The organism is Pseudomonas sp. GW821-FHT03A09 (genome assembly GCF_059421065.1).
In genome coordinates this window covers 522,444-535,527 of the sequence record NZ_JBWKUX010000004.1, presented here as the reverse complement: position 1 = coordinate 535,527, position 13,084 = coordinate 522,444, and the positions used below count along the sequence as shown (strand labels likewise).

Here is a 13,084-nt window from a genome sequence, read left to right as displayed (position 1 = left end):
TTCCCCATGTGAGAGTAGGTCATCGTCAAGATTAAATTCCGAAACCCCATTTGCGAAAGCAGATGGGGTTTTGTTTTGGGCGCTCGAAAAGTGCAACGAGGCTCATCAATGTAGCCCTCAATGCCAAAGCCCATCCCTCTGCTTCGAGCCTCAATGCGGCAGCCCTCTAAAAAATGAATCGAACCTTGTAGGTGATCAGCGTTCACAAGCAGTGCGCTGCATTTATACCTATCGGCGTGTACCTTCCAGGCACCCATGCAGCGTCTGAGCTTTTAAGCAAAATAATCCCCGGAAACAGCCTATACCGCCTGTCCGGACGAAGTCCCCCGGACTATCATGCCGATAGCCCTGTCCCTTACTGCAAGGAGCCGCTCGGAACGCCGATGCGCCAGATCTGGAAATCTTTTCGAGCCCTTTATTTCGCCTCTTTGATGATGTTGATCGGCTCCGGCTTGCTCAGCACTTACCTGGCGTTGCGCCTGGCCGCCGACCATGTTGACAGCCTGTGGGTAGGTGCGTTGATGGCGGCCAACTATTTTGGCCTGGTGCTGGGTGGCAAGATCGGGCATCGCCTGATTGCCCGTGTTGGGCACATTCGTGCGTATGCCACCTGTGCCGGGATTGTCGGTGCCGCCGTACTCGGTCACGGACTGATCAACTGGTTGCCGGCCTGGATTGTGCTGCGGATGATCGTAGGCCTGGGGATGATGTGCCAGTACATGGTTATCGAGAGTTGGCTCAACGAGCAGGCGGACGCCAAGCAGCGCGGCGTAGTGTTCAGCGGCTATATGATCGCTTCCTACCTGGGCTTGGTGTTGGGGCAGTTGATCCTCGTGATGCATCCTCAGCTTGGCTTGGAACTGCTGATGCTGGTGGCACTGTGTTTTGCCCTATGCCTGGTGCCGGTGGCCATGACACGGCGTATACACCCGGCACCTTTGCACCCGGCGCCGATGGAACCACGCTTTTTTATCAAGCGTGTGCCGCAGTCGCTGAGCACGGTGTTGGGAGCGGGCTTGATCGTGGGCTCCTTCTACGGCTTGGCGCCGCTATACGCTTCCCAGCAGGGACTGACGACTGAACAGGTCGGTTTGTTCATGGGATGCTGTATCTTCGCCGGTTTGTTGGTGCAGTGGCCGCTGGGCTGGTTGTCGGACCGCTATGACCGTGCATTATTGATTCGCTGTTTCGCACTTTGCCTGGCAGTGACTGCCCTGCCGCTGGCGATCATGACCCAAGTGCCGTTGGAAGTGCTGTTTGTCGCGGGATTCCTGTGTTCGCTGGTGCAATTCTGCCTTTACCCACTGGCCGTGGCGTTTTCCAATGACCATGTAGAGGGTGATCGTCGAGTATCGCTGACAGCCATGTTGCTGGTGACCTATGGCATTGGCGCCAGCGTCGGGCCCCTGCTGGCAGGTGTGGTAATGAAGTTGTTCGGCAGCCACATGCTGTACGCATTTTTCAGTCTGTGCGCGTTGATACTGGTGTGGCGTATCCGGCCGAAGGCAGTGACTAACTTGCATCAGGTTGATGACGCCCCGCTGCATCACGTGGCGATGCCCGACAGTATGTCCAGTTCACCATTGGTGGCTGCGTTGGATCCACGTGTCGATGAAGCGGTGGTGCAGGAGCAGATGCAAACCACCGTAACGGAGCCTGAAGCCAATTCGGAAGCACCCGTTGAAGAGGCCACACCTGATACACCGCCAGAGCATCCGGACCCGGACGATCATCCGCATGACCTGAGCAGGGCGCGCCCCTGAAAGCAAAAACGGGCAGATCCCATCAGGATCTGCCCGTTTTTTTTGATGCGAGTGTTAATGCTTAAAAATCGTCATCTTTGTCGAAGCGTCGCGCTTCACGCTGTAGCTGATACACAAATCGTTCTACCTGGCGCTGCACCAGGCCGCTCATGTTATGGAAGCGCACACCGGCGAACGTGGTGTTGATCTTGTCTTCGAAGTGCAGGTAGCGCAGTTCCACGGAGGTGCTCATGCTGCCAAACGGGAGAGCGGCGATAAAGCGATCATAGACCTGGCCCAATTGCAGGCGCTCGGAGATATCGCCTTCAAAGCGCAGCTTGCAGCCGGTGGCGGAGATATCCAGCAACTTGCCACTGATCGGTGCCTTGAGTTTTTCGCCACCCAACTCGATATTCACCAACTGCGCCAGCTTCAACGCGGCCCGGAAGGCATTGCGTCGCTGATGGTAGACCACCTCGTCAGGCATGCTTCCGGTATAGATGCGGTGGCCATCTTTCTCGCTGATGGTCAACGTGCCGTTGCTTTCCCAGGCAACCCGTACACCTTCATGGAAGCCTTCGATACGGAACGGTTCGCCATTTTCGAGGTAGCGTTCGCCGTCACGGGGAATCATTTCGTCCAGGGCCAGCGTCTTGCTGTCCCGCTCAATGTCTACCAGATAACTTTGGAAGCGCTGGCTGCGTTCGTGGAAGGTGATGATCAGCGGGTCATGGCTTTCCTGCAGCATCCGCAAAGTGCCGGCGATTTCCAGAGGCGTGGTGAGGACCTTGGGTGGCTGCGGGGCATCTTCCGCATTAAGGGCGTTGAACACGGTTCTTCCATCTCCAGGCAAAATACGACTACACGCAAGAACCGGCATTTTGCCAGCATGTGGCGCGCCTTGGATAGGTCGCGCGGTAAACCAGTGTCAGGCTTGGCTGCGGGTGCTTGGTTTGACCAGGCGTGATGTGGACCCCTGGGCGTTGTAGAGGGCCGGAGGCTCTCCGCCATGGAGTATACGCAGCTGGTTGGCGGTCGTGGCTTGCTGAAGCTGGATCGACTGACCGTTGAGCAGGTTGGCTTCCTGGCACTGGGCGAGCAATTGATTGAGCGCGCTGCTCTGCGCCAGCAGTTGGTCGCCGACCGAGGAGTGGCTGGCCAGTTGGGCAAGTCCGTCGTGATCAGCTGGCAGGCCCAGACTGAGGAGAATTTCGCTGCGCTTCTTGCCGTGCTGTTCAAGCAGCACAATCAGCGACTGTTTGCGTGCCAGGATCTCTTCCAGCAAGCGCATGTCCCGGCCGTAGAGAGCCAGGGATTCTTCTTTGAGCAGCTCGAGCAAATGTTGCGTCGGCGCCAGATCATCAATGATCAGTTGGAGCAAATGTTCGTCGTGGTGCATGGCTGGCCTTGGGTTTTAAGCGTCCAAAAGCCCTGCGCAGGCCTTTGCCTAGCGCTCGGCTTCGAAGTTAAGCAGCTTGCTGGCTACACGGTTGCTGTCGACTTTATAGCTGCCATCGGCGATAGCCTGTTTCAACTCGGCCACGCGGGCTTTATTGACAACCGGTTGATCACGCAGCGAGTCAGTGACCTTCTGCAACTGTTGAGCCTCATTGCTCAGGTGTACCGATTCCCCACTCTGGCTGGCACCGGCCTGTTCTGCCTTGGCGGGCGCAGGCTGGGGTTTGGCTTCTACACTGTCCTTCGCACCGCTGGTGCGCGTAGAGCCGGGCAAAGCCGGGGTGTTATTCAAACGACTGAAATCAATGACCATGTTAAAAAACCTCTGGGTATTTGGACGCTTGCCATGTTTTCGGCCATACCCGGACAAACTTTAGGCGCGATTGACAATAAACCTGTACAGGTCCACATCCAACGCACAGTGTAGGAAAAGCTAGCGTTTCACACCAGCGAACTATAACGCTACCTCGACTTGGCCTGGTGCTGTCACTCGCGCCTTGATCACACGGTTGGAATTAAGGTTTTTGACCCTGATCTGTTCGCTCATGCCGCCGTTGGACAGTGCTTCTCCCGGCATCTTCACGCTCAGCGCGCCGCTGCTGGCGGAAATCACCACCTGATCACCTTTGCGGATGACCTCTGCTTGCTCTAAATGGACAAGCGTGATGACCTGGTCGGTGACCATTGGTCGGGTAAGTTTCTGCCCTATCGCCTGGTCCAGTGAGGTCAGGTAGCCCTGATTGATCAGGCCGATATCTCGCTCACGCAGGGCAATGTCTTCAACACCAATAATGCCGGTGCGCTTCAGGGGGCGGGTAACGACTACCACGTCACGGAACAGCTTGACCTGGGCGGGAACGAACACCGTCCAGGGGGATGAGCCCTCGCAGCGCACTTTTACCGTCACACGCCCGATGGGCTGAGCAGGGCTTTCCAGGGTGGCTGTCAATTCCTTGTCGCACATTGGCATGCGTAGGCGCGGGTCTAACTGGTTGACCTGGATTTCATAACGGCCCGGCGTCTGGGTCGTCGCCAGATAATCTTCTACAGTGAACTCAAGAAAGCCTTGAGTGACGCCGATAAGGAGATCAGGCAAGGTGACATTATCTGCGCGGGCCGTGGCGCTCGAGCCCAAGGCAAGTAGCGTCAGCAAGGCGCAGAGCAATCTGCCGTAGCGTGGGGAGCCGTGGCGTCGGGAAACTGTCGTTTTAATGTTCATAGCCAATAAATAGCAAAGCTCGTGCCGTTTAGTGTTGGGTGCGCGTCGCACCCCCAAAGGTTTTAACGTAGGAGTCTGGGCATGGCAGGAGTAATGGATTCAGTAAACCAGCGGACACAGCTGGTAGGGCAGAATCGCCTGGAGTTGTTGCTTTTTCGCCTGGACGGCAAGCAGCTATATGGCATCAACGTGTTTAAAGTGCGGGAAGTGCTGCAGTGTCCCAAGCTGACCATCATGCCCAAGTCGAGCCCGGTGGTGTGTGGCGTGGCCAACATCCGTGGTGCGACCATTCCGATTCTCGACCTGGCCATGGCCACGGGATCCTCCGGTTTGCAGGACCGTGAAAGCCCGTTCGTGATCATCACCGAGTACAACACCAAGACCCAGGGTTTCCTGGTGCGCTCGGTAGAGCGCATCGTCAATATGAACTGGGAAGAGATTCATCCGCCGCCCAAGGGCACCGGGCGCGACCACTACCTCACAGCGGTGACGCGGGTGGATAACCAGTTGGTGGAAATCATCGACGTGGAGAAAATCCTCGCCGAAGTGGCGCCGACCTCGGAGGCCATCTCGATAGGTGTGGTGGATGCCGAGACGGCGCACAAGGCGGTGTCCCTGCGCGTATTGACCGTTGACGATTCCTCGGTCGCACGCAAGCAAGTGACGCGCTGCCTGCAAACGGTTGGCGTGGAGGTGGTGGCCCTGAATGACGGTCGCCAGGCGTTGGACTATCTGCGTAAGCTGGTGGATGAGGGCAAGAAGCCGGAGGAAGAGTTCTTGATGATGATCTCCGACATTGAAATGCCGGAAATGGACGGCTACACCCTCACGGCCGAAATACGCAATGACCCACGCATGCAAAAATTACATATCATCCTGCATACTTCGTTGTCGGGCGTATTCAACCAGGCGATGGTCAAGAAAGTCGGTGCTGATGACTTCCTGGCCAAATTCCGTCCTGATGACCTGGCATCCCGGGTAGTCGACCGGATCAAGGCAGCAGATCACGGCTAGGGGATTTCCCCTGGCGGTCATACGATTTAAGAGGCGGTATCATTGTCTACGGGTAATTTGGATTTCGAACAGTTCCGGGTCTTCCTGGAAAAAGCCTGTGGCATATTGCTCGGTGAAAACAAGCAGTACCTGGTATCCAGCCGTCTCAACAAACTGATGGAGCAGCAGGGCATCAAATCCCTGGGTGAGTTGGTGCAGCGCATCCAGGGTCAGCCGCGTAGCGGGCTCAAGGAAATGGTGGTCGATGCCATGACCACCAACGAAACCTTGTGGTTTCGCGACACGTATCCCTTTGAAGTGCTCAAGAGCAAGGTACTGCCGGAGGCCATCAAGGCAAGCCCCGGGCAACGCCTGCGTATCTGGTCGGCGGCATGCTCTTCGGGGCAGGAGCCGTACTCGATCTCGATGTCCATCGATGAGTTCGAGCGTACCAACATGGGCCAATTGAAGGCCGGTGCGCAAATTGTTGCCACCGACTTATCCGGCACCATGCTCACCAATTGCAAAACCGGCGAATACGACAGTCTTGCCCTGGGCCGTGGTTTGTCCCAGGAGCGCCTGCAACGTTACTTTGACCCGAAAGGGGCAGGGCGATGGGCGGTCAAGGCGCCGATCAAGAACCGAGTCGAGTTTCGCTCGTTCAACCTGCTCGACAGCTATGCGAGCCTGGGCAAGTTCGACATGGTGTTCTGCCGAAATGTGCTGATCTATTTTTCGGCTGAAGTGAAGAAAGACATCCTGTTGCGCATCCATGGCACCCTCAAGCGTGGCGGCTATCTGTTCCTTGGCGCGTCCGAGGCATTGAACGGCCTGCCGGATCATTACCAGATGGTGCAATGCAGCCCTGGGATCATTTACCAAGCCAAGTAAGCAAACAGTACTCGCTCAAAAATGTGGGAGGGGGCTTGCCCCCTCCCACATTTGTTTTGCGGCAATCCTTTCGAAAGCGGCAATCCCGCATTGCCGCTTTACTGGCGCCACGCGGAAACCCGTTGCCGCTTTTCTGGCATTGCCGTCGGCAAACATCCCGCAAACCCCTGAGATACAGGTGTTCTAAGAATTGGCATGGGCCTTGCTATAACCCTGTTACGAAAAGCAGGTCAGCCTAAAGGTTTCCGCCATGAGCATCAGCTTCGATAAAGCGCTCGGTATCCACGAACAAGCCTTGGGCTTCCGCGCCCAGCGTGCTGAAGTCCTGGCTAACAACATTGCCAACGCCGACACCCCGAACTACAAGGCTCGGGACCTGGATTTTTCCGCTGTGCTCGCTGCACAACAGGACAAGACCAAGAACGGCACCTTCGCCTTGAACATGACCAATAGCCGTCATATCGAAGCGCAAGGCCTGAGCAATGGTGACGAATCGCTGCTGTATCGCACGCCGATGCAACCCTCGATCGACCAGAACACCGTCGACGCTCAACTGGAGCAATCGGCCTATGCCGAGAACTCGGTGAACTTTCAGGCCAGCTTCACCCTGCTCAATAGCAAATTCAAAGGGCTGATGTCAGCCCTGCGTGGAGAGTAAGCCATGTCCCTGTCCAGTGTTTTCAATATTGCCGGCAGTGGCATGAGCGCGCAGACCACGCGTTTGAACACCGTCGCCAGTAACATCGCCAACGCCGAGACCGTGTCTTCGAGCATCGACCAGACCTACCGCGCCCGCCACCCGGTGTTCGCCACCATGTTCCAAGGTGGCCAGGGTAACGGCAGTGATTCGCTGTTCCAGAACCAGGATGCCGCAGGCTCCGGCGTGCAGGTGCTGGGTGTCGTCGAAGACCAGAGCAACCTTGAGGCCCGTTACGAGCCTAACCACCCCGCGGCGAACGAAAAGGGCTACGTGTACTACCCCAACGTCAACGTGGTTGAGGAAATGGCTGACATGATCTCTGCCAGCCGCTCGTTCCAGACCAATGCGGAAATGATGAACACCGCCAAAACCATGATGCAGAAGGTCCTGACCCTGGGTCAGTGATAAGGGGCGCCAAATAATGGCCATTGTTGATACCACTTCTACTCCAGCCAACACGCCGGTCCAGGACCTGTTCAATTCCAAGGTCAAGACCGCCACGGACAACAGCAGTCTCAATAGCGCTGCCAAGGCCGCCACGGGCAACAAGTCCCTGGGCAAGGACGCGTTCCTGCAGCTGCTGGTGACCCAACTGAAAAACCAGAACCCGCTGTCGCCTCAGGACAACGGTGCGTTCGTCGCACAGCTGGCTCAGTTCAGCAGCCTGGAAGGCATCAACACCCTGAACGACTCGGTGAATGCGATCTCCAGCAACTTCAGCTCGTCGCAAGCGTTGCAAGCGTCGTCGCTGGTGGGGCGTTCGATCATCACCCAGACCGACAAGGCCACGGTGGATACCAGCAAGAGCATGACCGGCTCGGTGGCGGTGACAACTGCCACGGGTAACGTCTCGGTCAAGATCACCGACAAAGACGGCAACGTGGTGCGCACCATCGACATGGGCGCCCAGAGCGCCGGTGATTCCAGCTTTATCTGGGATGGCAAGAACGACAAGGGTGAAGTCGCCCCAGCCGGTACCTACACCTTCAACGCCACTTACAAGAATGACAAGGGCGACTCGGCCGCCCTGTTGACTTCGCTTCCCGCCACGGTGACCAGCGTGACCTTGAGCAAGACCGGCGGCGAGATGTTGCTGAACCTTGCGGGCGGTATGGGCAGCGTCAAGCTGTCGCAAATTCAGACTATCGGTACATAGAGCCGGCTAAATACGGCAGAGGGAGAGAAACATGTCTTTTAACATCGGCCTTAGCGGCCTCTATGCGGCCAACAAACAACTGGACGTGACCGGTAACAACATCGCCAACGTCGCGACCACCGGTTTCAAGTCATCCCGTGCGGAGTTCGCGGACATCTACGCAGCCTCCAAACTGGGCACTGGCCAGAACAGCGTCGGTAGCGGTGTGAGCCTGGCGGCCGTGTCGCAGCAGTTCACTCAAGGTGATGTGGTCGGCAGCGGTGGCCTGCTGGACATGGCGATCCAGGGCGGCGGCTTCTTCGTGCAGAAGGGCAGTGACGGTTCGCTGGAATACACCCGTAACGGTTCCTTCCGTGCGGATAAAGACGGCTACATCACCAACAACACCGGCACTTCGCGCTTGCAGGGCTACGCGGCGGATGCCAACGGCAACATCATCAAGGGCGCCCTGACCGACCTGCAATTGAACCTGGCGAATTTGCCGCCCAAGGCTTCCACCAAAGTGGATTCCCAAAGCAACCTGAACTCGTCGTCGCCGGTGATCGACCAGACGGCTACTCCGTTCGATCCAACCAAGTCCGAAACCTTCACCACCCAGTACAACACCACCTTGTATGACAGCCAGGGTAACGCCCACCCAATGGTGCAGTACCTGGTCAAGACGGATTCCAACACCTGGAAATCCTACACCCTGATCGATGGTCGTAACCCTGACGGTACGGCCCCGACCGGCACAGGCTCCACGCCGCCGACCGCTTCGACACTCAGCTTTGACGGCACCGGCAAGCTCACCGGGATTGTCACTGGTGCGTCCACCAGCACCACGCTGACCATTTCCAACTGGACGCCAGGGACAGTCACCAACGGCGTGTGGAAGGCCAACGGCGCGACGGCCAATCCGACCGGGATCGCCATCAACATGGCTAACATCACCCAATACAACTCGGCCACTTACCGTAACCCTCCGGTCACTGATGGCTACGCCACGGGCCAGATCACTGGTTTGAACATTGACGGTAACGGCGTGTTGTTCGCGACGTTCAGCAACCAGCAGAGCAAGGCTATCGGCCAACTCTCCCTGGCCAGCTTCAACAACGAGCAAGGCCTGCAGCCCGCTGGCAGCACGACCTGGAAAGAAACCTTCGCCTCGGGCCAGCCGGGTTACGACACCCCGCAAGCCGGCACACTGGGTTCGATCGTGTCGAAGTCCCTGGAGAGTTCCAACGTCAACCTGACCAACGAGCTGGTGGACCTGATCAAGGCCCAGAGCAACTATCAGGCGAACGCCAAGACCATCTCCACCCAGAGCACCATCATGCAGACCATCATTCAGATGACTTGATGCGTTAGTGCTCCACAAGAAACCCCTCGTCAGAGGGGTTTTTTGTGGGCGTAAGAAAATAGCCCATAACACCGAGGGTAACTCACTGAGTTGCTGGCTCAGGAACCTCTGGTACCCGTCTCGCCACTGATTGGATCGGGCAATCAAGGTGGGAGGGGGCGGTGGTGGTGGGGGTGACATCAGGGTTGATCCACGCGATTTCGGCGGCAGCGAACCCATGACCAACAAGCCCTTTACCGAGGGCGCGCGCCACTTCAATTGGTAAGCGGTAAGTTGGGTGTTGTGGATTATGGCGGTCATTCAATGGCGGTAATAGGGGGCGCATAGAGCTGTGGGGCGGGAGAGGGGGAGCACCTCAAGAGGGCAATGCCTACGCATTCAAATAGCAAAAAGAAAACCCCCGATAAACCCAACTGCATCCAGGGTCTATCGGGGGTTTTTCAGTTCCGGGTGGTTACACCAGGAACCGGCTCAGCTTATTGGCAAGCTTCGCAATCCGGCTCGTCGATCGCACAGGCTTTTGGCACTGGCGCCGGACCGGCTGGGGCAGCGAGTACCGAATCATCACCGTGGTTGCCGCTGGAAACAGCGTTCAGCTTACCGGTGTTGATGGTCGACTTCTCGGTGCTGGTCGCAGCCAGGGCACGGAGGTAGTAAGTGGTTTTCAGGCCACGGTACCAAGCCATGCGGTAGGTCACGTCCAGTTTCTTGCCCGAAGCGCCAGCGATGTACAGGTTCAGGGATTGGGCCTGGTCGATCCACTTCTGACGACGGCTGGCGGCGTCAACGATCCACTTGGTGTCCACTTCGAAGGCGGTCGCGTAGAGCTCTTTGAGTTCTTGCGGGATACGCTCGATCTGCTGCACGGAACCGTCGTAGTACTTCAGGTCGTTGATCATGACCGAGTCCCACAGGCCGCGGGCCTTGAGGTCGCGAACCAGGTACGGGTTGATCACGGTGAATTCGCCCGACAGGTTCGATTTCACATACAGGTTCTGGTAGGTCGGTTCGATCGACTGCGATACGCCAGTGATGTTGGCGATGGTGGCGGTCGGTGCGATGGCCATGATGTTGGAGTTACGAATACCTTTCTGCACACGGGCACGTACCGGCGCCCAGTCCAGGGTTTCGTTCAGATCAACGTCGATGTACTTCTGGCCACGGGCTTCGATCAGGATCTGTTGCGAATCCAGCGGCAGGATGCCTTTGGACCACAGCGAACCCTGGAACGTCTCGTAGGCGCCGCGCTCGTCGGCCAGGTCGCAGGAAGCCTGGATCGCGTAGTAGCTGACCGCTTCCATGGACTTGTCGGCGAACTCGACCGCAGCGTCCGAACCGTAAGGAATGTGCTGCAGGTACAGCGCGTCCTGGAAGCCCATGATGCCCAGGCCGACCGGACGGTGCTTGAAGTTGGAGTTCTGCGCCTGTGGCACCGAGTAGTAGTTGATGTCGATCACGTTATCGAGCATGCGAACTGCGGTGTTGACGGTACGCTCCAGCTTCGCGGTGTCCAGCTTGCCGTTGACGATGTGGTTCGGCAGGTTGATCGAGCCCAGGTTGCAAACAGCGATCTCGTCCTTGTTGGTGTTCAAGGTGATCTCGGTGCACAGGTTCGAGCTGTGGACCACGCCCACGTGCTGCTGCGGGCTGCGCAGGTTGCATGGGTCCTTGAAGGTCAGCCATGGGTGGCCGGTTTCGAACAGCATGGACAGCATTTTGCGCCACAGGTCTTTGGCCTGGATGGTCTTGAACAGCTTGACCTTGCCTGGGTACTCGGTGAGGGCTTCGTAGTACTCATAGCGCTCTTCGAAGGCTTTACCGGTCAGGTCGTGCAGGTCTGGCACTTCGGATGGTGAGAACAGGGTCCACTTGCCGTCATCGAAGACACGCTTCATGAACAGGTCAGGGATCCAGTTGGCGGTGTTCATGTCGTGGGTACGACGACGGTCATCACCGGTGTTCTTACGCAGCTCGATGAACTCTTCGATGTCCATGTGCCAGGTTTCCAGGTAGGCACAGACAGCGCCTTTGCGCTTGCCACCCTGGTTCACGGCGACGGCGGTGTCGTTCACAACTTTCAGGAACGGTACAACGCCCTGGGACTTGCCGTTGGTGCCCTTGATGTACGAACCCAGTGCACGCACCGGCGTCCAGTCGTTGCCCAGGCCACCGGCGAATTTGGACAACATGGCGTTGTCGTGGATCGCGTGGTAGATGCCCGACAGGTCATCCGGCACGGTGGTCAGGTAGCAGCTGGACAGCTGTGGACGCAGGGTGCCGGCGTTGAACAGGGTCGGGGTCGACGACATGTAGTCGAAGGACGACAACAGGTTGTAGAACTCGATGGCACGGTCTTCTTTCTGCTTCTCTTCGATCGCCAGGCCCATGGCCACGCGCATGAAGAACACTTGCGGCAGTTCGAAGCGTACGCCGTCCTTGTGGATGAAGTAACGGTCGTACAGGGTTTGCAGGCCCAGGTAGGTGAACTGCTGGTCACGCTCGTGGTTGATCGCCTTGCCGAGTTTTTCCAGGTCGAAGGTGGCCAGGACCGGGTTCAGCAATTCGAATTCGATACCCTTGGCGATGTAGGCAGGCAGGGCCTTGGCGTACAGGTCGGCCATCTCGTGGTGGGTGGCGCTGTCGGCGACTTTCAGGAAGCCCAGGCCTTCGGCACGCAGGGTGTCCATCAGCAGGCGTGCGGTCACGAACGAGTAGTTCGGCTCGCGTTCAACCAGGGTACGGGCGGTCATCACCAGCGCGGTGTTGACGTCGGTCAGGGCCACGCCGTCGTACAGGTTCTTCAGGGTTTCGCGCTGGATCAGGTCACCGTCGACTTCTTCCAGGCCTTCGCAGGCCTCGGTGATGATGGTGTTCAGGCGACCCAGGTCCAGCGGTGCAAAAGAACCGTCGGCCAGGGTGATGCGGATCGATGGGTGAGCTTGTACCGCAGCTTCTTCAGCCGGGGAGCGCACGGCACGTTCCTTGGAGCGGGCGTCACGGTAGATCACGTAGTCGCGCGCCACTTTTTGCTCGCCGGCACGCATCAGGGCCAATTCGACCTGGTCCTGGATTTCTTCGATGTGGATGGTGCCGCCCGAAGGCATGCGACGCTTGAAGGTCGCAGTGACCTGCTCGGTCAGGCGGGCAACGGTGTCGTGGATGCGCGACGAGGCAGCAGCGGTGCCGCCTTCAACTGCAAGAAACGCTTTGGTGATGGCGACGGTGATTTTGTCATCGGTGTAAGGAACGACAGTGCCGTTACGCTTGATCACACGCAATTGGCCAGGTGCAGTGGCGGACAGATCCAGGTTTGAATCAGCGGCCTGCGGCACAGAGCCTTGCGGGTTCTCGCGAGTTGTGTCGGTTTGCATGGGGGGTTGTCTCCACGTTCTATATTTGATTGCGAGTGCCAGGCTTTTTCCTGCAACACCCGTACCGTTTTCCATGTCGGGGATGGAGAACAGCTGCCATCCGCGTGAGCGGTTTGGTCTACTGAAAATCTGTTGGTTCCACGCCGCGCTAGCAAATAAAGCGCTTGAATTTCGAGCCACTTGTGTGGTTAGGCGCTTTGGTCAAAAACCCC

At 57.7% G+C, this 13,084-nt stretch carries 12 protein-coding genes; 7 read left to right on the top strand and 5 right to left on the bottom strand.

The window, feature by feature from the left end:
- Positions 1–383 precede the first annotated feature (383 nt).
- Positions 384–1,763, top strand: a complete 1,380-nt coding sequence (locus AC07V4_RS10315) for an MFS transporter (protein WP_492635719.1) — start codon at positions 384–386, stop codon at positions 1,761–1,763.
- Positions 1,764–1,824: 61 nt separating this feature from the next.
- On the opposite strand, the gene AC07V4_RS10310 is transcribed toward AC07V4_RS10315, so the two are convergent.
- From AC07V4_RS10310 to flgA, 4 genes are all read right to left on the bottom strand, one after another.
- Positions 1,825–2,574, bottom strand: coding sequence for a flagellar brake protein (locus AC07V4_RS10310; protein WP_492635720.1), 750 nt, complete (start codon positions 2,572–2,574; stop codon positions 1,825–1,827).
- Between the two features lie 96 nt (positions 2,575–2,670).
- Positions 2,671–3,141 (bottom strand): flagella synthesis protein FlgN, encoded by a 471-nt coding sequence (locus AC07V4_RS10305; RefSeq protein ID WP_431749442.1) that lies wholly within the window; start codon positions 3,139–3,141, stop codon positions 2,671–2,673.
- 48 nt (positions 3,142–3,189) lie between these two features.
- A complete protein-coding gene (gene flgM / locus AC07V4_RS10300; protein ID WP_492635721.1) occupies positions 3,190–3,513 on the bottom strand; it encodes a flagellar biosynthesis anti-sigma factor FlgM in 324 nt (107 codons plus the stop codon).
- A 141-nt stretch (positions 3,514–3,654) separates the two neighbouring features.
- Entirely contained in the window at positions 3,655–4,419 is a 765-nt protein-coding gene (gene flgA / locus AC07V4_RS10295) for a flagellar basal body P-ring formation chaperone FlgA (RefSeq protein ID WP_492635722.1), read from the bottom strand.
- An 81-nt stretch (positions 4,420–4,500) separates the two neighbouring features.
- Between flgA and AC07V4_RS10290 the strand changes: the two genes are divergently transcribed.
- From AC07V4_RS10290 to flgE, 6 genes are all read left to right on the top strand, one after another.
- Positions 4,501–5,433 carry a chemotaxis protein CheV gene (locus AC07V4_RS10290; protein ID WP_492635723.1) on the top strand — a complete coding sequence of 311 codons (933 nt, stop codon included), beginning with the start codon at positions 4,501–4,503 and terminating at the stop codon, positions 5,431–5,433.
- Between the two features lie 42 nt (positions 5,434–5,475).
- Entirely contained in the window at positions 5,476–6,303 is an 828-nt protein-coding gene (gene cheR / locus AC07V4_RS10285) for a protein-glutamate O-methyltransferase CheR (protein ID WP_025854126.1), read from the top strand.
- Between the two features lie 250 nt (positions 6,304–6,553).
- Positions 6,554–6,961, top strand: coding sequence for a flagellar basal body rod protein FlgB (gene flgB, locus AC07V4_RS10280; protein ID WP_010208346.1), 408 nt, complete (start codon positions 6,554–6,556; stop codon positions 6,959–6,961).
- A 3-nt stretch (positions 6,962–6,964) separates the two neighbouring features.
- Positions 6,965–7,408 carry a flagellar basal body rod protein FlgC gene (gene flgC / locus AC07V4_RS10275; protein ID WP_060756328.1) on the top strand — a complete coding sequence of 148 codons (444 nt, stop codon included), beginning with the start codon at positions 6,965–6,967 and terminating at the stop codon, positions 7,406–7,408.
- 16 nt (positions 7,409–7,424) lie between these two features.
- Positions 7,425–8,159 carry a flagellar hook assembly protein FlgD gene (gene flgD / locus AC07V4_RS10270; RefSeq protein ID WP_492635724.1) on the top strand — a complete coding sequence of 245 codons (735 nt, stop codon included), beginning with the start codon at positions 7,425–7,427 and terminating at the stop codon, positions 8,157–8,159.
- 31 nt (positions 8,160–8,190) lie between these two features.
- Entirely contained in the window at positions 8,191–9,501 is a 1,311-nt protein-coding gene (flgE, locus tag AC07V4_RS10265) for a flagellar hook protein FlgE (protein WP_492635725.1), read from the top strand.
- A gap of 476 nt (positions 9,502–9,977) precedes the next feature.
- Here the strand turns inward: flgE and AC07V4_RS10260 are convergent, their stop codons facing one another.
- Entirely contained in the window at positions 9,978–12,872 is a 2,895-nt protein-coding gene (locus AC07V4_RS10260; RefSeq protein ID WP_492635726.1) for a ribonucleoside-diphosphate reductase subunit alpha, read from the bottom strand.
- Positions 12,873–13,084 lie beyond the last annotated feature (212 nt).

What these genes read in the sequence shown, in the direction of transcription:
- flgD (WP_492635724.1), top strand. Translation starts at nt 7,425, where the DNA reads ATGGCCATTGTTGATACCACTTCTACTCCAGCCAACACGCCGGTCCAG.
- AC07V4_RS10305 (WP_431749442.1), bottom strand. Translation starts at nt 3,141, where the DNA reads ATGCACCACGACGAACATTTGCTCCAACTGATCATTGATGATCTGGCG.
- AC07V4_RS10315 (WP_492635719.1), top strand. Translation starts at nt 384, where the DNA reads ATGCGCCAGATCTGGAAATCTTTTCGAGCCCTTTATTTCGCCTCTTTG.
- AC07V4_RS10290 (WP_492635723.1), top strand. Translation starts at nt 4,501, where the DNA reads ATGGCAGGAGTAATGGATTCAGTAAACCAGCGGACACAGCTGGTAGGG.
- flgA (WP_492635722.1), bottom strand. Translation starts at nt 4,419, where the DNA reads ATGAACATTAAAACGACAGTTTCCCGACGCCACGGCTCCCCACGCTAC.
- AC07V4_RS10260 (WP_492635726.1), bottom strand. Translation starts at nt 12,872, where the DNA reads ATGCAAACCGACACAACTCGCGAGAACCCGCAAGGCTCTGTGCCGCAG.
- flgC (WP_060756328.1), top strand. Translation starts at nt 6,965, where the DNA reads ATGTCCCTGTCCAGTGTTTTCAATATTGCCGGCAGTGGCATGAGCGCG.
- flgE (WP_492635725.1), top strand. Translation starts at nt 8,191, where the DNA reads ATGTCTTTTAACATCGGCCTTAGCGGCCTCTATGCGGCCAACAAACAA.
- flgB (WP_010208346.1), top strand. Translation starts at nt 6,554, where the DNA reads ATGAGCATCAGCTTCGATAAAGCGCTCGGTATCCACGAACAAGCCTTG.
- flgM (WP_492635721.1), bottom strand. Translation starts at nt 3,513, where the DNA reads ATGGTCATTGATTTCAGTCGTTTGAATAACACCCCGGCTTTGCCCGGC.